Raw genomic sequence first — 18,023 nt, 5'->3', positions numbered from 1 at the left:
ACAGGACTTGAGGTGCCCGAGGTTCCGGCCGACTTCTGGGCCGACGCGGCGATTCGGGCGGCCGCACAGGCCCGGCACATGGGGCGTCTGATCAGGGCTTGGCGATGTCACTCGTTCCACGGGCGCACTGCCTATCCGCAGGAAGCGGTCGCCAGATGGATGCGGTTGACCCAGGCGCAGCTGAGCAAGATCGAGAACGGCGCCCCGATCCAGCACCTGGACCGGCTTGTGCAATGGGCCGTCACGCTGCGGGTACCGCCGACGCTGCTCTGGTTCGCGTTGCCCGACACCTGGGCACCGGCCAGTAGTAGCGAGCAGGCCGATGCGGGTATCGGCGAGCAGCGATTTGACGAAGGTGAAGTCTCCGGTGTCGACGAGGAGGATCGTATGAGGCGCCGCACCGTGCTGCACGGCCTCCTCGGCTCGCTCGGGCAGTCGCTCCTGGCCTCTCCGGCAGATGGCCTGTCGGCCGAGTCACTGAGGCGCGGCGTCGACGAAGACCTGCATGGCCCGGCGACATCCGCAGACGCCGACGAATGGGAGCGGACCGCCCGGCAATACAGCTATGAGGTCGGGGCTCAGCCACCGCAGGCAGTTGCGCCCCGCCTGTTGCTCGACCTCGACGAGCTCCGGCTCAGGCTGCGTACGGCATCCGGTGACGTCCGCGACCGGCTGACCGGCGTCAGCGCTCAGCTGACCGCACTCTCGGCCATCGCGCTGCTCAACGTCGGTCAACCCGACGCGGCTCGGCGTTTCTGGCGAACTGCGGTGCGCGCGTCGTCCTCGACCGGTGATGTGCAGCTACAAGCGCTGATTCGTGGTCGGCGGGCGGTATTCGCCTTGTACGACTCGACGCCTCCCGCGACCGTCCTGGCATTCGCTGACGGCGCGATCGACCTCACGCAGGGCGCATCGGCGGGCGCTGCCGGCGGCTACGCGGCCCGAGCGCAGATGCTGGCCCGGATCGGCCGTCGTGACGAGGCAATGGTCGCACTGCACCGGCTGGCTGACGTGTTCGACGCGATCGCCGATTCGGCGGTGCAGGACCGGGCATCGCAGTGGGGATGGAGCGAGCAGCGGCTTCGGCATGTCCAGAGCTTCGTGCTGTCCCACGCCGGGGATGTTCCGCGCGCAGTGCAGGCGCAGAGCGCCGCCTTGGCCCTCTACCCATCGACCTCGTATCAGGGGCGGGCGCAGATCGGCATGCACCAGGCGCTGTGCCTGATGACCTCGGGCGACCCGTCCGAAGCCGGAAGGCAGGTGGTCCGCACGCTCATCGGTCTGCCGGCCGCGGTCCGCAACGATGCACTGGTGCGCCGATCGGCGGCGGCGGTGATCGATGTCGCACCTGAGGGAGCGCTCCAGCTGCCGGCGGTGTCAGAGGCGCGAGAGCTGCTCGACACGGATGCGGCCGCGCGATGACGCGGTCCGACGAGATTCGGTTCGCTCACTACGATGCCGCGACCGCTGGACCGATGCTGGAGACGGTCGTCGGGCCGATCTTCCTCGCTTCGCACACCGACGTCGGCGAAGACCCGTTCTACGGGTTGGAGCGGTTCCTGGAACGTGTCCGTGGATACCTGCGGTCGCCGGCGTTCGAGCTGGTCACAGCGGTCTCTGGGGCTGAGCCCGTGGCTCTGGCTCTCGGCTATGCGCTGCCGGAGGGCGCCAGATGGTGGCAAGGCCTGACCACGCCGATCGAGGCTGGCCTCATTCGAGAAGACGGCCGGCGGACCTTCGCGCTGTGCGAGATCATGGTCCACCCGGACTGGCAGCGGCAAGGCATCGCGCGTGCGGTTCACGACGAGCTGATGCACCACCGTCCCGAGCGACGGGCCACATTGCTGGTGCGCGAGGACAACGCGGCGGCGCAAGCGGCGTACGCGAGCTGGGGCTGGACGAAGATCGGCAAGCTCCGGCCCTATGCGGATGCCCCGAACTATGACGCCCTTGTCCTCGACCTGCTCACCAGGCCGGCATAGGGACACCGAGCCATCGCTGACCATGTCAGCCGGGGACGCGCTCGGCGGGGCTCGCGGTCAGCCGCCGCGAGCCCCGGCCGATCGTGGCGTCAGACGCCGCAGGTGAACCGGAACCGTTCCCAGGCTCCGACCCGGGTCGCGTCGGAGTGGATGACGTCGGTGGTCCGGCCGCCGCCGCCGACCGCGGTCAGGTAGTGCCCGTCGATGGTCTCGATCGCGTAGATGTCGTGGCCGAGGGAGTCCACGGACAGCTTCTCCCAGGACCGCAGGTGCGTCGCGTCGGAGTGGATGACGTCGGTGGTCCGGCCGCCGCCGCCGACCGCGGTCAGGTACTGCCCCCGGACCGTCCGAAACCCGTAGTGGATGTTCGCGGCGCCGTCGCCGGAGTCGACGAGCGTGAAGCGTTCCCAGGACCGGGGTTTCGTCGCGTCGGTGTGCAGCACGTCGGTGGTCCGGCCGCCGCCGCCGACCGCCGTCAGGTAGTGCCCGTCCCGGGTCTGGATGTAGCAGGTGACCGGGGCGTTGTCCGCGTGGGCCGCGGCCGGGACGAGCGCCGCCGCGCAAGCCGCCGCGACGCCCGCCACCGTGATGCGCATGCCGTTCATGTGATCCCCCCTCGTCCGCGCCCGGACGCCGTCGCCCGGGCTACGGGTCGAAGGTAGGAGCCGCCGGTTGCAGCGCCGCCCGAACGGCCCCCATGATCCGATACCCGACAGCGGCGCCGGTCAGGCCGCGTCGGCGCCGTGGTACGGGCCCTGCGCCAGGACCAGGCCGCCGGGTGCGTCGGCGGCCTTCATGAGGTACGAGTCCCGGGTCGGTGGCGTGCCCGCGGTGCTGTAGTCCAGCACCGCGGCCAGCCCGCCGGTGTCGACCTTGGCCAGCGACTGGCGGGCCTTGACCAGGCCCGGCCGGGTGAGGTCCTTCGCCGCGCAGGCGGACTCGAGCAGCTGGCGCATCACGTCGGCGCGCGCCCAGCCGTAGGCGATCTGCAGTGTCGGATTCGTCCCGGGGTACTTCTTGAGGTACTTGTCCAGCACCGCCTTGGACGCGGCCTGGTCGAACGGGGAGACCGGCTGCGCACCGAGGAAGTGGCTCTTGAGGTAGGCCCCGCCCGGGGTCTTCAGCGCCCCCGGGGCGAACGTCTGCGTGTTGCCCAGCAGCGGCACCTGCATCCCCTCGGCGGCGGCCACGGCGGCCGCGGAGGCGAGCGGCCCGCTGCTCGTGGACAGCACGATCGCCTTGACGCCCTGCGCCTTCATCGCGGTGACGTGAGCGGTCATGTCGGTGTCGGTCGGCTTGATCTTGGCCTCGACGAGCTTGAGGTTGTGCGCGGCCGCGACCTTCTTCGAGCCGATCAGGCCGCTCTCGCCCAGCTCGCCCTCGAAGTAGATGTGGCCGATCGCGTCGCCGGGGGCGATCGTCTTCTGCTCGAGCAGGTAGTCGAGCAGGTTGACCACCTCGAGGTCGGTGGTCGTGCCGACGACGGTCATCAGCGGGTTCTTCAGCAGCACCGGCGCCCAGCTGGCCGGGAGCGTGACGATGCCGTCCTTCTGGATGTCGGCGGAGAGCGCCGCGTTCATCGGCGAGCCGAGGATCTGCTCGAAGACGAGACTCTTGGTCTTCATGCTCGCGTACAGCGAGACCGCGGTCTGCACGTTGTACCCGTGGTCGCGCACGTCCAGGTCGACCTGGAACCGGTCGCCGCAGACGCCGCCGGCGGTGTTGCGCTCCTCCCAGTACAGCTTCTCGGCGTTGGTCAGCTCGGTGGCCAGCGGTGCGAACTGCCCGGTGAGGTCGGTGAGCACGCCGAGGCTGATCCGGTTGCCGCTGACCCCGACGTCGGTCTTGATCTCACCGGTCGGGCCGGAGCTCGGCGTGTTCGCTTTCCCGCTGCACCCGCTCAGGGTGACGCCGATGGTCACCGTGACGGCGACGGCCAATAGACCAAAAGCTCGTTGCATGGGTACTCCCAGGGGGTGGCTGGTGCGGACGAAGGCGTGCACGAAGGCCGTTGAAGCCGCGGGCGCGGACCAGCACCACCGCGATGACGGCGATGCCGAACGCATACCGGGCGGCGTGGCTGGCGGTGACGCCACCACTGCCGGGTTCGGCGAGGAAGGGCAGGTCGGCGGCGTACTCCTGCAGCAGCACAGGCAGCGCGGTGACGACGGCGGCGCCGGCGATCGCGCCGCCGACCGAGCCGAGACCGCCGATCACGATCATCACGAGGTAGAGCACGGAGACGTCGAGCGCGAAGGACTGGGGTGCGACGCTGCCGATCGCGACGGCATAGAGCACTCCGGCGAGCCCGGCGTACATGGAGGACAGCACGAACGCGAGGGCCTTGTACGACTGGACCGGGATGCCGACGGCGGCGGCCGCCGGCTCGCTGTCACGCAGCAGGACGAGCGCCCGGCCGACCCGGCCGGCCACCAGGTTGCGGGCGAACACGGCGGCGAGCACGAGCGCGGCCCCGCCGATGTACCACAGCTTCTCGTACTCGCCGAACGGGACCCGGGCGATGACCGTGACCGTGTCGCCGACCAGCCCGGGGGTGCGCCGGCCGTTGAAGCCGCCGGTGAGCGGGGTGGCGACATTGAGCACGTGCTGGCCGATGAGGACCAGGGCGATGCTGGCGATGCCGAGGTAGATGTGGCGCAGCCGGGCGGCGATCGGTGAGAACGCGAGCCCGGCCAGGCCGGCCACCAGGGCACCGGCGACCGCGGCGACGGGCGCCGGGAGGCCGAGGCCGACGCGATCGCCACCGGGCGGGGCGGCCAGCGCGCAGTATGTGACGGCGCCGACGCCGAGGAAGAAGGCGTGCGCGAGGGAGAGCTGACCGGCGGTACCGGTGAGCAGGGTCAGCCCGATCGCGCCGATGCCGGCGGCGGCGACCGAGAAGCCGAGCCGGAGCCAGAATTCGTCGAGGTAGTACGGCGGGACGAGGACCGCCAGCCCGATGACCACCCACCCGGCGGCGGCCCGGATGCGCTCAGACACGGCCGGCCGCCCGGGTGCCGAACAGGCCCGCCGGCCGGACCAGCAGAACCGCGATCATCACGATGTACGGCACCACCTCACCGGAGCCGCGCCCGAACACGGCGAGTTCGTCCTGATAGCCGGCGGCGAGGCTCTCCGCGACGCCGACGATCAGGCCGCCGGCGAGCGCCCCGGTCGTCGAGTCGAGCCCGCCGAGGATGGCCGCGGGCAGGGCCCGGAGCGCGACAAGGCCGACCGCCGGGGACAGGCCGGGCGTGGGGGAGCCGGCGAGGAAGATCCCGGCGACGACGGCGAGGCCGCCGGCGAGCATCCAGCTCGTCGTGACGACCCGCCGCACCCGCACCCCGACCAGTGCCGCGGCCTCCGGGTCCTCGGCGGCCGCCCGCATCGCCACGCCCCAGCCGGTGAACCGGAACGCCAGCAGGAAGGCGGCGATGATGAGCGCCGCGACCCCGAGCGCGATGGCCCGGTTGGCCGGCACCGCGACGTCGCCGAGCCGCACCGCCGCGCCGCCCCAAGGGTGGCCGAGCACGGTGATGTCGGGCCCCATCCGGCGGCTGAGCTCGGTGCCGAGCACGATGTCCACGCCGATCGTCATGATGGCGAGGGCGACCGGGGCGGCGTCGCGCATCGGCTCGGCGAGCAGGCGTTGCATGACCAGCGCGGCCCCGGCCCCGCTCAGCACGCCGAGGGCGACGGCGAGCGGAAAGCCGACCGTCTCCCAGGTCCGCGCGGTGACGTAGGCACCGAGCAGCAGCAGCGAGCCGTGCGCGAAGTTCACCACGCCGGCGGCCTTGTACAGCAGCACGAACCCCAGCGCGACGAGCGCGTAGATCGAGCCGGTGGACAGCCCGGTGAGCACGATCGACAGGAGCCTGGTCATGACGCCGTCCCCAGGTACGCGCGCAGGACGTCCGGGTCGTCCCGGATCGAGGCGGGCGGGCCGTCGGCGATACGCCGGCCGAAGTCGAGCACGGTGATCCGGTCGGCCAGGCGCATCACCATCGGCATGTCGTGCTCGACGAGCACCACCGTGACGCCGTCCTCGTCGCGCAGCCGGCGGATCAGGTCGGCGACGGCCTCGGACTCGGTGGCGTTGAGGCCGGCCACCGGCTCGTCGACGAGCAGCAGGCGCGGCTCGGCGCACATCGCCCGGGCCAGGTCGACGCGCTTGCGGTCGCCGTAGGGCAGCTGCACCACCGGCCGGTCGAGCAGGCCGGCGACGCCGCAGCGCTCGGCGACGGCCTCGGCCCGGGCCCGCTCCCGCCGCTCCTCGCGCCGCGCGCCGGGCAGCCGCAGCCCGGTGCGCACCGGTCCGGCGGTCATCCGCAGGTGGCAGCCCAGCAGCAGGCTCTCGCGGACCGTCTGGCCGCCGCAGAGCGCGACGTTCTGGAAGGAGCGGGCGATGCCGAGGCGGGCGATGGCGTGCGGGCGCAGGCCGATGAGCTCCGTGTCACCGAGGCGGATCCGGCCCCGGCGCGGGCGGTACAGCCCCGACACCACGTTGAGCAGTGTCGACTTGCCGGCGCCGTTGGGCCCGATGACGGCGTGGATGGTGCCCGGCTCGACGGTCAGCGCGACCTCGGACAGCGCCGCGACGGCGCCGAAGCTGACGCCGAGATCCTCCACAACGAGGCGTCCGGCCGGTGCGGCCGCGCCCTGGGCCGCGGTCCCCTCGGACGACCGGGCGGGGTCGCCCTCGGCGGTGCTCGCCGCCGACCCGCCGAGGTACAGCCGGCGCACCTCCGGGTCCTCGCGCAGCCGCTCGCCGGGGCCGTCCAGCGACACCCGGCCGAGCTCGAGCACGTAGGCGTGCCGCGCGATGCTCAGCGCGAGCGCCGCGTTCTGCTCGACCAGCAGGACCGTCATGCCGTCGGCGTTGAGCTCCCGGACCGCCGCCATGACCCGGGCCGCGGTCCGCGGGGCCAGGCCGAGGGTCGGCTCGTCGAGCATGAGCAGGCGCGGAGCGGCGGCCAGCGCCCGGCCGATGGCGAGCATCTGCTGCTCACCTCCGGACAGCAGCAGGCCCCGCTGGCGTCGGCGGTCGCCGAGGACCGGAAACAGGTCGTAGACCCGCTGGATCACGTCCCGGTCCCGGCGCCGGCCGGCGGCCGCCGCCGCCAGGCGCAGGTTCTCCTCGACCGTCAGCGTGCCGAAGATCCGCCGCCCCTCCGGGACCTGGACGATGCCGCGCCGGAACGAGTCCTCGGGGCCGCGGCCGGCCAGCGGCTCACCGTCGAACCGGATCTCGCCCGCGACGATCCGGCCGCGGTGCCGGCGCAGGTTCTGGCTCACCGCCCGTAGCAGCGTGGTCTTGCCGGCGCCGTTGTTGCCGACCAGCGCGACGATGCCACCCTCCGGCACCGTCAGGCTGACCCCGCGCAGGGCGGCGATGCTGCCCTGGTACGCGATGCTCAGGTCACGAACGTCCAGCATGGCGCCCTTTCGATGTCAGCTCAGCGTGTAGGCGTCGTAGACGACGGCGGCGGGTTCGCGGCGCGCGGACGCGACCGCGACGGTGCGGCCGAGCCAGGCGTACGCCGGTGCGGCCGTCTCGAACCGCAGGGACAGGCGGAAGTAGTAGGCGGCCGGGTCGACCGGTTCGCCGGCGGCCAGACGGGCGAGGACGCCGGGCGGGCCGTGGCGGAAGCCGCGGGTCCGGATGTACACGAGCGCACCGTCGTGCGTGCGCAACAGGTAGCGGGTGTCGATGACCGCGGTGCCGTCGGCCAGCACCAGCTGCCAATCGGCCCCGCCGGGCAGGACCGCGCCGGTGAAGGCGGCGCCCGCGAACGAGCCGCCGACGATCGGGTACACCCGTCGTTCGCCGCCGGGCGTGACGCCGACCGCGAGCATGGGCGCGAGCTCGACGCGGACGGTCGCGAGGGGTTCCAGGTGCACGTCGCCGTCCCTTCAATGAGACATGCTTCTGACGGCCGCAGCGGTGGTGTCCTACGTTGGGGTCAGCCCGAGCACGCGCATGGCGTTGTGCTTGAGAATCAGCGGGCGGACCTCGTCCTTGATCGGCAGTTCGGCGAACTCGGCCAGCCACCGGTCCGGGCTGATGAGCGGGTAGTCGGTGCCGAACAGGACCTTGTGCCGCAGCACGCCGTTGGCGTATGTGACGAGCTGGGGCGGAAAGTACTTCGGAGCCCAGCCCGACAGATCGATGTACACGTTGGCCTTGTGCGTGGCCACCGCGAGCGCCTCGTCCTGCCAGGGAAAGGACGGGTGCGCCAGCACGACGGTCAACTCCGGCAGGTCGGCCGCCACCCCGTCGAGCAGCATCGGGTTGGAGTGGCCGAGCCGGATCCTGGCGCCGCCGGGCATCCCCGCGCCGATCCCGGTCTGTCCGCTGTGGAACAGGGCGGGCACGCCCAGCTCCGCGATCGTCTCGTAGAGCGGGTAGGCCATCCGGTCGTCCGGCGCGAACCCCTGCAGGCTCGGGTGGAACTTGAACCCGCGGACCCCGTGTTCGACGACCAGCCGGCGGGCCAGTGCCACCCCCGCGGGGCCACGGTGCGGGTCGATGCTGGCGAACGGGATCAGCACGTCGGGGTGGCGCGCCGCGGCCGCCGCCACGTGCTCGTTGGGGATCGGCGGATGCCCGGTCACCGACTCGGAGTCGACGGTGAACAACACCGCCGCCAGCCGGCGCGAGCGGTACACCTCGGCGATCTCGTCGATGCCGGGGGCCCGCCCGCCGGTCGTCCGGAAGTACTTCGCCGAGGCCGCCATGAGCTGGGCCGGCAGGCTCTCGTGGCCGTCGTCGGCCCGTTCGGCGTGTACGTGGAAGTCGATGGCGTCCAACGCCCCGGGGTCGAGCCCGCTCACGGCAGTACCCCCTCGGCGGCTTTGGCAATGAGCAGCCCGACCACCAACCGGTCGCGGGCGGCGGCCAGCTCGGCGTCGGTCCGGTCGCCGAGCTCCGCCCGCACGCCGTCGACGAGGGTGGCGCTGAGCTCGGGACCGAGGTCCGGGCGTCCGAGGTCGGCCCACCACCGCACCATCGGCGGCCCGAGATGGGCCAGGGTGTGGCTCAGGCCGCCCGCGCCGCCGGAGAGGTGCTGGTTGACGAACGGCCCGAGGACCGACCAGCGCAGCCCGGGCCCGTGCGCGATCGCGGCGTCGATGTCGGCGACGGTGGCGGTCCCGCGCTCGACCAGGGAGTATGCCTCCCGCCACAGCGCCGCCTGCAGCCGGTTCGCGACGTGCCCGGCGACCTCGTGCCGCACGTGGATCGGACGCTTGCCCAGCCACGCGTACACGGCCAGGGCCCGCGCCGCGCACGCCGCGCTGGTGCTGCGTCCGCCGACCACCTCGACCAGCGGGATCAGGTGTACCGGATGGAACGGATGGCCGACCAGCACGCGCTCGGGGTGGTGGGTGCAGCCGGCCTGCACGATGCTGGGGAGCAGGCCCGAGGAGCTGCTGGCGATGATCGCGCCCGCCGGTGCGGCCGCGTCGAGCTCGGCGAGCAGCTCGCGCTTGAGCGACTCGTCCTCGGGCCCGTTCTCCTGCACGAACTCGGCGTCGCGGACCGCGGCCGCCGGGTCGTCGAGCACCCGCAGCAGCCCGAGGTCCGGCTCCGCCGGCGCACCGAGCAGCCGCATCGTCGGCCAGTGCCCGGCGACCGCGGCCGTGAGCCGCTCGGCGCTGTCCGGTGCGGGGTCGTACGCGGCCACGGCGACGCCCCGGGCGAGCAGGGTGCTCACCCAGCCGGCGCCGATCGTGCCGGTACCGATGACCGCCGCCCGGCGGATCGCCCCGGCGCTCATCGGACCGGCCTGCCCGCGGGCCCGCCGGGGACGAACTGGTCCAGGGCGGCCGGGTCGAGCAGCGCGTCCCGGCTCGCCACGGCGTCCGGAGGACCGCCGAGCAGGACCCGCTTCACCGGCACCTCGAGCTTCTTGCCGGTGCGGCTGCGCGGCACGGCGCGCACGGCCTGGATGGCGTCGGGGACGTGCCGCGGCGACAGGCTGGTGCGAAGCGCCGTGCTCAGCCGGTCGCACAGCTCGCCGTCCAGCGTGACGCCGCCGGCCGGCACGATGTAGAGCAGCAGCTCGCCGGGCCCGCCGTCGGCGTCCTCCAGATGCACGACGAGGCTGTCCTCGACCTCGGCGAACTCCTCGACGACGCGGTAGAACTCGGCGGTGCCGAGCCGCACACCGCCGCGGTTGAGCGTGGCGTCGGAGCGGCCCGTGATGACGCAGCTGCCGCGCTCGGTGTAGCGGATCCAGTCGCCGTGGCACCACACGCCCGGATAGCGTGCGAAGTAGGTGGCGTGATAGAGGGCGTCGCCCGGATCGTCCCAGAAGCCCACCGGCATCGACGGCAGCGGCCGGGTGATGACCAGCTCGCCGAGGCGGCCGACGAGCGGCCGGCCGGCCTCGTCGAAGGCGTGCCCGTCGACGCCGAGCAGGTTGCTGGTCATCTCGCCGGCGAACACCGGCTGCATGGGGCTGCCCGCGACGATGCCCGTGCACAGGTCGGTGCCGCCGCTGCCGACATTGAGCAGCACGTCCGGGCCGAACTGCTCCCGGACCCACACGAAGCCCTCCACCGGCAGCGGTGAGCCGGCGACGCCGAGCTGGCGCAGGGCGGTGAGGTCGAAGCGCCTGGCCGGCTCGATGCCCTGCTTGCGGCAGGCCATGAGGTAGCCGGGGCTGGCGCCGACCAGCGTGGCGCGGGTCTGCGCGGCGAGGCGCCACTGCTCGGTGAGGTCCGGGTAGAGCGGGTCGCCGTCGAGCAGCACGATGCCGGCGCCGAGCAGGAGGCCGGACACCAGCGTGTTCCACAGCATCCAGGCGGTCGAGGTGAACCACAGCAGCCGGTCGCCCGGGCGCAGGTCCCAGCTCAGGCCCAGGTTCTTGAGGTGCTCGACGAGAATGCCGCCGTGCCCGTGAACGATCGCTTTCGGCTTGCCGGTGGTGCCGGAGGAGAACAGGACGAACAGCGGGTGCTCGAACGGCACCGGCGCGAACGCGAGCGGCTCGGCCACCGCCAGCAGGTCGCTCCAGTCCACCGCATCGGGCAGCCGGTCCTCGCCGTAGGGCACGTGCACCACGTGCCGGACGGTGGGCAGCGCGGCCCGGACCGCGGCGACGGCGTCGCGCCGGTCGATGTCGCGGTCGCCGTAGCGGTAGCCGGACACCGCGAGCAGCACCGTCGGGCGCAGCTGGGCGAACCGGTCCACCACGCTGCGGACGCCGAACTCGGGAGCGCACCCGGCCCAGATCGCGCCGAGGCTCGCGGTGGCCAGCATCGCCACGACGGTCTCCGGGATGTTCGGCAGGTAGCCCGCGACCCGGTCGCCGCGGCCCACGCCGAGCCGGCGCAGCCCGGCCCGGGCCCGGCCGACCTGCTCGGCCAGCTCACCGTAGGTCAGCTCGACCGGCGCGCGGGTCTGCGAGTAGGCCACGATCGCGGCCTGGCCGGGGTCGCGGACCCGGCCGACCGCGTGCTCGGCGTAGTTCAGCGTCGCCCCGGTGAACCAGCGGGCGCCGGGCATCCGGTCCGACTCCAGCACGGCCCGGGGCGGTGTGTGGGCCAGCACGCCGAAGAAGTCCCAGATCGAGCCCCAGAAGCCGGGCAGGTCGGTGACGGACCAGCGCCACAGTTCGGGCACCCCGGTGAAGTCGAGCCCGCGCCGCTCGCGCAGCCAGTCGAGGTATCGGCCGAGCTCGCTCGTGGCCCGCGCGTCCGGCGGGACGGCGCGCAGCAGGCTGCCCTCGATGTGGCCGGTCATGACCCGGCTCCGGGTGGGCCGTCCGGCGCGGGCGAGGCCCCGGCGACCCGGGCGGCCCGGCCGTCGAGGAACGCCCGCATCCGGTCCTTGGCCTCGTCGCTGCCCTGCGCGACCGCGCTCATCAGCGCCTCCAGCAGCAGCCCGGTGGCCGGTTCGGCGGTGGCGATGCGCGGGAGGACCTGCAGCACCGCGAACGTGGTGAGCGGTGCGGCCGCGGCGATGCGCTCGGCCAGGCCCAGCGCGGTCGCCAGCCCTTCGCCGTCACCGACCAGGTACTGCGTCAACCCGGCGGCGTGCCCCTCGGCCGCGTCGTACACCCGCCCGGTCAGCATGAGATCGACCATGCGGGCGGTGCCGATGAGCCGGGGCAGCCGGACCGAGCCGCCGCCGCCGACGAAGATGCCGCGCTGCCCCTCGGGCAGGGCGTAGAAGGCCGACGCCTCGGCGACCCGCACGTGCGTGGCGCACGCGAGCTCCAGTCCGCCGCCGATCACCGCGCCGCGCAGGACGGACACGACCGGCACCGCCCCGAACTCGAGCGCGGCCGTCGCGCGGTGCCACATCCGGGAGTGGGCCAGGCCGGCCGCGACGTCGGTCGTGGCCAGCTCGGCCAGGTCCAGTCCGGCACTGAAGTGCCCGCCGGCGCCGGTCAGCACGACGGCCCGCACCCCGGGCGGCGGGGCGGTGAAGAACCGTTCGAGCCCCAGCAGGGTGGCGTCGTCGATCGCGTTGCGCTTGTGCGGCCGGCTGAGCGTCACGACGGCGACGGCGCCCTCACTGCGGACCGTGAGGCCCGGCGCTGGGTCCCCGGCATCGTGCGGCGTTGTGGTGTCCGTCACCCGCATGGCCGAAATGCTAGACATCAATGGCAACTGCCGTCAACAGAACGTCGAGCTTTGCCGGTTCGCGTAGCCTGGCGTCCGTGACCATGAACGAGACCGCCGCGGCGGCCGACACGGCGGCCGCCGACCCCGCGGTGACCCGCGTGACCGCCGCGGTCGTGCTGCGGCCGCAGTCGGTCCTGCTGACGTTCTTCGGCGACTACGCGCTCGACGGCGCCGTCCTGGTGGCCGCCGGCAGCGTCATCGACGTGCTGGGCCGGGTCGGCATCGGCGAGCACGCGGCCCGGGCGACCCTGTCCCGGATGGTCCGCCGCGAGCTGCTGCATCGCGAGGTCCGGGGCCGGCGCGCCTACTTCGGACCGACGGAGCACGGCCGCCGCGTCATGCTCGACGGCCGCAGCCGGGTGCAGGAGGGCGACATCGTGACCCGCCAGTGGGACGGCACGTGGACCGTCGTCGGCTTCTCCATGCCGGAGTCGTGGCAGCGTGAACGGCATGACCTGCGCTCCCGCCTGCAGTGGGCCGGCTTCGGCATGGTCCAGGCCGGCCTGTGGGTGGCGCCCCGCCGGGTCGACCTCGCCGGCGTGCTGGAGGACTCGCAGCTGCAGGAGTACGTGCGGGCCTTCGAAGCGGCGCCGACCGGCCCGACGGAGCCGACCCGCCTCGTCGCCGAGGCTTACGACCTGCCGCTGCTGGCCGCCCGCTACACCGAGTTCATCGAACGCTGGCTGCCCTACGACGGCGACGGGTCCGGCCCGGTGGACTCGGTCAGCCGCCGCGTCGTGCTGACCACCGACTGGCTGCAGGTGGTCCGCGACGACCCCCGGCTGCCGCTGGAGTTCCTGCCGGCCGACTGGCCCGCGGTCCAGGCGGAGATGCTCTTCCGGCGGATCAATGGCCGGCTGCGGCGCACCGCGGAGCGCGAGATGCGCCAGCGCTTGGACGTGATTCCGGCCGGGGCGGCCGCCTGAGCGCGGCCGGCCTCCCGCCAAAGGCCACATCGCGTGGTGCTGACCGCCGCCCTCGCTGGCGAAGCAGTGCCGGAAATCTGAGGAAAGGTCGTTTTGTCGGCGCCGGGGGCGGTAGCGGTCCTGTGAGACGAGCGAAGGAGGGTGATCATGTATCGCATACGGCGAACACTGGTGGCCGCGGCGACCGCGGGCGCGCTGATCACCGGCGTTCCGGTGAGCGCATCGGCCCAGCCGACCCCGGGGCCGAGCGCGACCGAGCAGAGCCCGGCGCCACCAGGGGAAGAGCCATCGAGCGGCCGTGGTACCGGCATGTCCGACCTACTGCACGGCGAGGGCATCCTGCAGACGAAGCAGGGGCCGGTCCGCGTCGCCGTGCAGCAGGGCACGGCCGGGCGGGTCAGCGGTTCGGACCTGACGGTGCGCTCGTCCGACGGCTTCTCGCGGACGTGGACGGTCGGCTCGGACACGAAGGTGCTGTCGGCGCGCAAGGGCCTGCAGGCCGGACCGATCGGGGCGGGCACGAACGTGCTCGTCGCCGGCACCGTCCAGGGTTCGGGCCCGTCGGCGTCGTACTCGGCGACCTACGTCCTGCTGCGCGACCAGCCGTCCGGCGCGCCGGGCTCCGGCTCGGCCCCGTCGACCGAGCCGTCGACCGAGCCGTCGGCGGAGGCCACGACCGGCTGACCCGACGACATCGGCGACCGGCCCGCGGGGCGCGGCGGCGATCGGCCGCCGCGCCCTTGGACACCCGTCAGCCGCTACTGCAGGAGACCGTTGGCCAGGTCCACTGGCCGTTGGCCATGATCGTGACGCCGAAGTTGTTGCCGCTGCCGTTGGGTTTGCCGACCATCACATACTGGCTCGGCCAGGTCGCGTTGACGTTCCAGGTCGAGCTGATCGTCGCCGGGGACGGCATGTTCATCGTGACGGTCCAGTTGCTGGAGCCGGACACGGCGACGTTGAGGTTGTAGCGGTCGCTCCACTTCTGGCCCGCGGACAGGGTGGCCGTGCACCCACTGCTGCCGCCACCGCCACCGCCGCCACCGCCACCGCCACCGCCGCCACCGCCACCGCCGGAGCCTTCGCTGACGGTGATGTTGGAGCTGACGTTGCTCTGGTAGCCCTCGGTCGCCAGGATCTGGTAGTCGTGCGACCCGAGGTTCATGCCGAGGCCGGCCCAGGCGTTGAAGTGGTTGGCGGTGGTGATGGTGCCGCCGACGCGCTTGTTCTGCCGGACGCTCCAGTACTGGTAGAACGTGGCGTTACCGATGATCGACGGCTGATTGACCCGCTGCGTGCGGTAGATGTCGTAGGTGCTGCCGTCGGTCGTGACCGAGCCGAGGCGCTGGGTGCCGTTGCTCGGGTTGTAGTTGCCGTAGGTCTCCACGACGTAGTACTCGATGAGCGGGTTGGTCGTCCAGCCGTACAACGCCAGGTAGCAGTTGCCACCGCAGTTGAACGAGCCGGAGTAGTTCACGGTGTGGCTGGAGCCGGGCTTCCAGCCCTTGCCGACCACCGAGTTGTTGATGCCGTTCATCTGGACGCTGTAGCTGCCGCCACTGCCCAGGTTCATCGTGACGTTGCCGCTGTCCTTCCAGTACGAGAAGAAGTAGCCGTTGTGCGTCCCGGTCTGGTTGGACGTGATGGTCCGGTCGGCCTCGGCGTGGGCCGTGCCGGCCGCAAACACCGTGGCGGCGGCCAGGGTGACCGCGCTGATTAGGCCGAGGAGCAGCCTTCGGCGCCGGGCGGGGGTGTCGGGCATGGGTGTCGTTGCCTCCTCGATAGGCGGGCGAGGACCGGTCATCGACGCTTGTCGAACGTCGAGTGAGCGAATTATGGCCACGACGGCGCCGCGCTGGCAACAATTACCGGAAAACTTCCGGAGGTGCTGATGGCGAATCGGTACCTCCGGAATTCACATAGCAGCAGTTCAGATGCGATGTTGCGGGTGCGGGCCGGCGGTCAGTCGATCATCTGGAGCGAGGTGCGGAGTCCTGAAAATCGAAAGTTTCGAAAGCCGTTTCCGCCGCTCAGGACAGGGCCGAGTGCAGCGCGCCCAGGAGCTCGCCGTCCGCGGTGTCGCCGGCCAGTTCCCAGCAGAACACGCCACGCAGACCCTGGGTGCGGACGTAGCGGGCCTTGGCCGTCAGCGTCGCGGGGGTGTCATAGCTCCACCAGGTCGCGCCGCACCGCGCGTAGGAGGTCCCGGCGACGGTCCCGGTCGGCGGGCAGGCGGTCCTGAGGACGCGGTAGTCCTCGACGCCGGGGCCGCGGCCGCCCGGGGCCGGGCCGGTCGCCTGGCCGCCGGGGGAGTCCCGGGTGACGCCGGTCCAGCCGCGGCCGTAGAAGCCGACGCCGAGCAGCACCTTCGATACCGGCACGCCACGGCCCGTGAGCTCGGCGATCGCGGCCTGCGCGCCGGGCAGCGGGGAGTGCGGCGCGGTGGGCCCGGCCGGATCGCCGACGCCGGCATAGTCGTACGTCATCGTCATCAGCCAGTCGAGGTGCGCGGCCGCCGCGGGGTAGTCGGCCCGAGCCAGGCGGCCGCCGGGGCTCGCGTCGGCGCTGACGGCTGCGGTGACGAGCCGGTCGGAGCCGAACGCGGCGCGCAGCGCCGCGGTGAGTCGCGGCAGGGCGTCGGGGCCGCTCGTGTCGCAGGTGGCGCCGCACGCGTTCGGGTACTCCCAGTCGACGTCGATCCCGTCGAAGAGCCCGGCCCAGCGGGGGTCGTCGAGCAGCGCCCGGCACGATGCGGCGAACGCCGGCGGGTCGGCCGCGGCGGCGGCGAAGCCGGCGGACCCGTTCCAGCCGCCGAAGGACCACAGGACCTTGAGCGCCGGCCGGCGCTGCTTAAGCGCGCGGAGCTGGGCGAACTCGTCCGGGTCGGCGGCGCCGCCGGTGCACCGGCCGCCGGTCACGGCGCCGAACGCGTAGACGAGGTGCGTGAGCCGGTCGGCCGCCCCGCTGCGCTCGAGCTGCGCGACGTGAAACGGCGCGGCGCCGCCCCGAGGTGTGTAGTAGCCGACCAGCAGCGGGCGCGGCGGCTGCAGCGCCGGGGCCGAGGCCGGCGAGCAACCGGCGAGCACCACCAGGAGCGCCACGAATCCCCATCGAGCGGCCATGGAGGGTCCAACGGTGCGGGCGGCCCGCGGGTTACGGCTCGGCGCGGGCCGTCGGCCGGGGCGGCCCGGCGATGGTTGCCGGGCGGCGTCCGACCGGCTCGGCGTCGATGGTGCGGCCGCGGCCGTGCACGGCCGCGCCTACTCCGAGGGCCTGATGCTCTGCCACCGCGCCGACCCGCCGGCCATCGTCGAGGCCGCCCACGGCGACGACGGGCCATTGCGCGGCGCCGCCCTGATGGGCCTCGACCACATCACCGAAGAGGCGGCCCTCGCCGCCTGGAGCGGGCTGGAGCGCTGAACTGTCAGGGCAGGTCGACGACGAGGGCGGCGTAGGAGAGCCCGGCGCCGAACCCGGCCAGCAGCGCCGGACCGCGCGGCGGGGCCGGGCTTTCCAGCAGCGCGTGCAGGGCCAGCGCGACCGACGCGGCCGAGGTGTTGCCGGCCGACACGACGTCCCGGGCGACCCGGACCGCCGGCGGCAGGCGGAGCGCGGCGGCGAGCTTGTCGATGATGCGCAGGTTCGCCTGGTGCGGCACGAACGCGGCCAGGTCGGCCACCTCCAGGCCGGCCTCGGCGACGGCCCGACGGGCCACCGGCGCGATCTCCTGGACCGCCCAGCGGAACACCTCGGGGCCGGCCATCCGCATCGTCGGCCAGAAGTCCGGCTTGTCACGCACCGCGTGCCAGGTCTCCGGGTGCCCGATGAGCCCGGCCCGGCCGCCGTCGGAGCCCCACACCACCGGCCCGACCCCGGGCCGCTCACCCGGCCCGACCAGGACTGCTCCCGCGCCGTCGGCGAACAGGAACGCGGTCGAGCGGTCGGACGGGTCGATGATGTCGGTCATCCGCTCGACCCCGATCACCAGGACGTACCGCGCGGAGCCGGCGCAGATCAGGCCATCGGCGACCGCGAGGGCGTGACAGAAGCCGGCGCAGGCCGCGCCGAGGTCGAACGCGGCGGCCCCGCCGGCCCCGACCCGGGTGGCGATCTCCGGGCCGATCGGCGGCGACTGCTGCAGGTTGGACATCGAGGCCACCACGACCGCGTCGACGCGATCCGGCGCCACGCCGGCGGCGATCAGCGCGTCGCGCCCCGCGGCGGCGGCCATGACCGCGATCGTCTCGTCCGGCCCGGCGTGACGGCGGGACACGATGCCGGAGCGCTGGCGGATCCAGGCGTCGCTGGAGTCGATCGCCGCGCACAGTTCGTCGTTGGACACCACCCGCCGCGGACGGTACGCCCCGGCACCGAGCAGGCGGGCGCCGCCGGCGCGGCGTCGGGTAAGTGTCGGCACGTGGCGCAGCGTAGCCAGGCCCGGCCGCGGCGCCGGGCGCGAGGAACGCCGATCTGGCATGAC

The 18,023-nt window shown here is 73.2% G+C and carries 18 protein-coding genes and 2 pseudogenes; 5 read left to right on the top strand and 15 right to left on the bottom strand.

Annotated elements, in window-relative coordinates; all coding sequences use genetic code 11:
* Nucleotides 1-12: 12 nt before the first annotated feature.
* Both ACIA8L_RS12710 and ACIA8L_RS12705 read left to right on the top strand, forming a co-directional pair.
* Nucleotides 13-1,422, top strand: a complete 1,410-nt coding sequence (locus tag ACIA8L_RS12710) for a hypothetical protein (RefSeq protein ID WP_395903592.1) — start codon at nt 13-15, stop codon at nt 1,420-1,422.
* Nucleotides 1,419-1,982, top strand: a complete 564-nt coding sequence (locus ACIA8L_RS12705; protein ID WP_395903590.1) for a GNAT family N-acetyltransferase — start codon at nt 1,419-1,421, stop codon at nt 1,980-1,982. Before ACIA8L_RS12710 ends, ACIA8L_RS12705 begins: the two co-directional genes overlap by 4 nt.
* Before the next feature lie 89 nt (nt 1,983-2,071).
* Here ACIA8L_RS12705 and ACIA8L_RS12700 read toward each other — a convergent pair whose 3' ends face one another.
* The 12 genes and pseudogenes from ACIA8L_RS12700 to ACIA8L_RS12645 form a co-directional block, all read right to left on the bottom strand.
* The gene (locus tag ACIA8L_RS12700; protein WP_395903588.1) at nt 2,072-2,587 is read right to left on the bottom strand and encodes a fascin domain-containing protein; all 516 of its coding nucleotides are present in this window, start codon (nt 2,585-2,587) and stop codon (nt 2,072-2,074) included.
* Between the two features lie 120 nt (nt 2,588-2,707).
* Nucleotides 2,708-3,943, bottom strand: a complete 1,236-nt coding sequence (locus ACIA8L_RS12695) for an ABC transporter substrate-binding protein (RefSeq protein WP_395903586.1) — start codon at nt 3,941-3,943, stop codon at nt 2,708-2,710.
* Complete coding sequence (locus ACIA8L_RS12690) at nt 3,834-4,982, bottom strand: branched-chain amino acid ABC transporter permease (RefSeq protein ID WP_395903584.1); 1,149 nt, start codon at nt 4,980-4,982, stop codon at nt 3,834-3,836. Before ACIA8L_RS12690 ends, ACIA8L_RS12695 begins: the two co-directional genes overlap by 110 nt.
* On the bottom strand, nt 4,975-5,865 hold the full coding sequence (locus ACIA8L_RS12685; protein WP_395903582.1) for a branched-chain amino acid ABC transporter permease: 891 nt from the start codon (nt 5,863-5,865) through the stop codon (nt 4,975-4,977). The genes ACIA8L_RS12690 and ACIA8L_RS12685 overlap by 8 nt, the downstream gene beginning before the upstream one ends.
* A complete protein-coding gene (locus ACIA8L_RS12680) occupies nt 5,862-5,981 on the bottom strand; it encodes a hypothetical protein (protein ID WP_395904202.1) in 120 nt (39 codons plus the stop codon). The genes ACIA8L_RS12685 and ACIA8L_RS12680 overlap by 4 nt, the downstream gene beginning before the upstream one ends.
* 117 nt (nt 5,982-6,098) lie before the next feature.
* Nucleotides 6,099-6,560 (bottom strand): annotated as a pseudogene (locus tag ACIA8L_RS12675) (ATP-binding cassette domain-containing protein); the annotation flags it as partial.
* 144 nt (nt 6,561-6,704) lie between these two features.
* Nucleotides 6,705-7,418, bottom strand: a pseudogene (locus ACIA8L_RS12670) (ABC transporter ATP-binding protein); the annotation flags it as partial.
* 15 nt (nt 7,419-7,433) lie between these two features.
* On the bottom strand, nt 7,434-7,883 hold the full coding sequence (locus ACIA8L_RS12665; RefSeq protein WP_395903579.1) for a DUF3237 domain-containing protein: 450 nt from the start codon (nt 7,881-7,883) through the stop codon (nt 7,434-7,436).
* Nucleotides 7,884-7,934: 51 nt separating this feature from the next.
* Nucleotides 7,935-8,816 carry an amidohydrolase family protein gene (locus ACIA8L_RS12660; RefSeq protein ID WP_395903576.1) on the bottom strand — a complete coding sequence of 294 codons (882 nt, stop codon included), beginning with the start codon at nt 8,814-8,816 and terminating at the stop codon, nt 7,935-7,937.
* Nucleotides 8,813-9,760, bottom strand: a complete 948-nt coding sequence (locus tag ACIA8L_RS12655) for a 3-hydroxyacyl-CoA dehydrogenase NAD-binding domain-containing protein (protein WP_395903573.1) — start codon at nt 9,758-9,760, stop codon at nt 8,813-8,815. The genes ACIA8L_RS12660 and ACIA8L_RS12655 overlap by 4 nt, the downstream gene beginning before the upstream one ends.
* Nucleotides 9,757-11,730, bottom strand: a complete 1,974-nt coding sequence (locus ACIA8L_RS12650) for an acetoacetate--CoA ligase (RefSeq protein ID WP_395903570.1) — start codon at nt 11,728-11,730, stop codon at nt 9,757-9,759. The genes ACIA8L_RS12655 and ACIA8L_RS12650 overlap by 4 nt, the downstream gene beginning before the upstream one ends.
* On the bottom strand, nt 11,727-12,575 hold the full coding sequence (locus ACIA8L_RS12645) for a crotonase/enoyl-CoA hydratase family protein (RefSeq protein ID WP_395903567.1): 849 nt from the start codon (nt 12,573-12,575) through the stop codon (nt 11,727-11,729). The genes ACIA8L_RS12650 and ACIA8L_RS12645 overlap by 4 nt, the downstream gene beginning before the upstream one ends.
* A gap of 83 nt (nt 12,576-12,658) precedes the next feature.
* On the opposite strand from ACIA8L_RS12645, the gene ACIA8L_RS12640 reads away from it, so the two are divergent.
* Nucleotides 12,659-13,543 (top strand): PaaX family transcriptional regulator C-terminal domain-containing protein, encoded by an 885-nt coding sequence (locus ACIA8L_RS12640; RefSeq protein WP_395904200.1) that lies wholly within the window; start codon nt 12,659-12,661, stop codon nt 13,541-13,543.
* A gap of 147 nt (nt 13,544-13,690) precedes the next feature.
* Nucleotides 13,691-14,227 carry a hypothetical protein gene (locus ACIA8L_RS12635; RefSeq protein WP_395903565.1) on the top strand — a complete coding sequence of 179 codons (537 nt, stop codon included), beginning with the start codon at nt 13,691-13,693 and terminating at the stop codon, nt 14,225-14,227.
* A gap of 67 nt (nt 14,228-14,294) precedes the next feature.
* Here the strand turns inward: ACIA8L_RS12635 and ACIA8L_RS12630 are convergent, their stop codons facing one another.
* Together ACIA8L_RS12630 and ACIA8L_RS12625 are read right to left on the bottom strand one after the other, a co-directional pair.
* Nucleotides 14,295-15,305 carry a glycoside hydrolase family 11 protein gene (locus ACIA8L_RS12630; RefSeq protein WP_395903562.1) on the bottom strand — a complete coding sequence of 337 codons (1,011 nt, stop codon included), beginning with the start codon at nt 15,303-15,305 and terminating at the stop codon, nt 14,295-14,297.
* A 268-nt stretch (nt 15,306-15,573) separates the two neighbouring features.
* Nucleotides 15,574-16,665, bottom strand: coding sequence for a glycoside hydrolase family 18 protein (locus ACIA8L_RS12625; protein ID WP_395903560.1), 1,092 nt, complete (start codon nt 16,663-16,665; stop codon nt 15,574-15,576).
* On the opposite strand from ACIA8L_RS12625, the gene ACIA8L_RS12620 reads away from it, so the two are divergent.
* The gene (locus ACIA8L_RS12620; protein ID WP_395903557.1) at nt 16,664-16,963 is read left to right on the top strand and encodes a hypothetical protein; all 300 of its coding nucleotides are present in this window, start codon (nt 16,664-16,666) and stop codon (nt 16,961-16,963) included. The genes ACIA8L_RS12625 and ACIA8L_RS12620 overlap by 2 nt on opposite strands.
* Before the next feature lie 4 nt (nt 16,964-16,967).
* Here the strand turns inward: ACIA8L_RS12620 and ACIA8L_RS12615 are convergent, their stop codons facing one another.
* The gene (locus ACIA8L_RS12615; protein WP_395903555.1) at nt 16,968-17,960 is read right to left on the bottom strand and encodes a beta-ketoacyl-ACP synthase III; all 993 of its coding nucleotides are present in this window, start codon (nt 17,958-17,960) and stop codon (nt 16,968-16,970) included.
* Nucleotides 17,961-18,023 lie beyond the last annotated feature (63 nt).

The sequence above is a fragment of the Dactylosporangium sp. NPDC051541 genome (assembly GCF_044454505.1).
Taxonomy (GTDB): Bacteria; Actinomycetota; Actinomycetes; order Mycobacteriales; family Micromonosporaceae; genus Dactylosporangium.
This window is presented reverse-complemented; position numbering and strand designations above follow the sequence as displayed.

What these genes read in the sequence shown, in the direction of transcription:
- ACIA8L_RS12700 (WP_395903588.1), bottom strand. Translation starts at nt 2,587, where the DNA reads ATGAACGGCATGCGCATCACGGTGGCGGGCGTCGCGGCGGCTTGCGCG.
- ACIA8L_RS12685 (WP_395903582.1), bottom strand. Translation starts at nt 5,865, where the DNA reads ATGACCAGGCTCCTGTCGATCGTGCTCACCGGGCTGTCCACCGGCTCG.
- ACIA8L_RS12655 (WP_395903573.1), bottom strand. Translation starts at nt 9,760, where the DNA reads ATGAGCGCCGGGGCGATCCGCCGGGCGGCGGTCATCGGTACCGGCACG.
- ACIA8L_RS12645 (WP_395903567.1), bottom strand. Translation starts at nt 12,575, where the DNA reads ATGCGGGTGACGGACACCACAACGCCGCACGATGCCGGGGACCCAGCG.
- ACIA8L_RS12680 (WP_395904202.1), bottom strand. Translation starts at nt 5,981, where the DNA reads ATGCGCCTGGCCGACCGGATCACCGTGCTCGACTTCGGCCGGCGTATC.
- ACIA8L_RS12625 (WP_395903560.1), bottom strand. Translation starts at nt 16,665, where the DNA reads ATGGCCGCTCGATGGGGATTCGTGGCGCTCCTGGTGGTGCTCGCCGGT.
- ACIA8L_RS12705 (WP_395903590.1), top strand. Translation starts at nt 1,419, where the DNA reads ATGACGCGGTCCGACGAGATTCGGTTCGCTCACTACGATGCCGCGACC.
- ACIA8L_RS12650 (WP_395903570.1), bottom strand. Translation starts at nt 11,730, where the DNA reads ATGACCGGCCACATCGAGGGCAGCCTGCTGCGCGCCGTCCCGCCGGAC.
- ACIA8L_RS12695 (WP_395903586.1), bottom strand. Translation starts at nt 3,943, where the DNA reads ATGCAACGAGCTTTTGGTCTATTGGCCGTCGCCGTCACGGTGACCATC.
- ACIA8L_RS12640 (WP_395904200.1), top strand. Translation starts at nt 12,659, where the DNA reads ATGAACGAGACCGCCGCGGCGGCCGACACGGCGGCCGCCGACCCCGCG.
- ACIA8L_RS12630 (WP_395903562.1), bottom strand. Translation starts at nt 15,305, where the DNA reads ATGCCCGACACCCCCGCCCGGCGCCGAAGGCTGCTCCTCGGCCTAATC.
- ACIA8L_RS12635 (WP_395903565.1), top strand. Translation starts at nt 13,691, where the DNA reads ATGTATCGCATACGGCGAACACTGGTGGCCGCGGCGACCGCGGGCGCG.
- ACIA8L_RS12620 (WP_395903557.1), top strand. Translation starts at nt 16,664, where the DNA reads ATGGAGGGTCCAACGGTGCGGGCGGCCCGCGGGTTACGGCTCGGCGCG.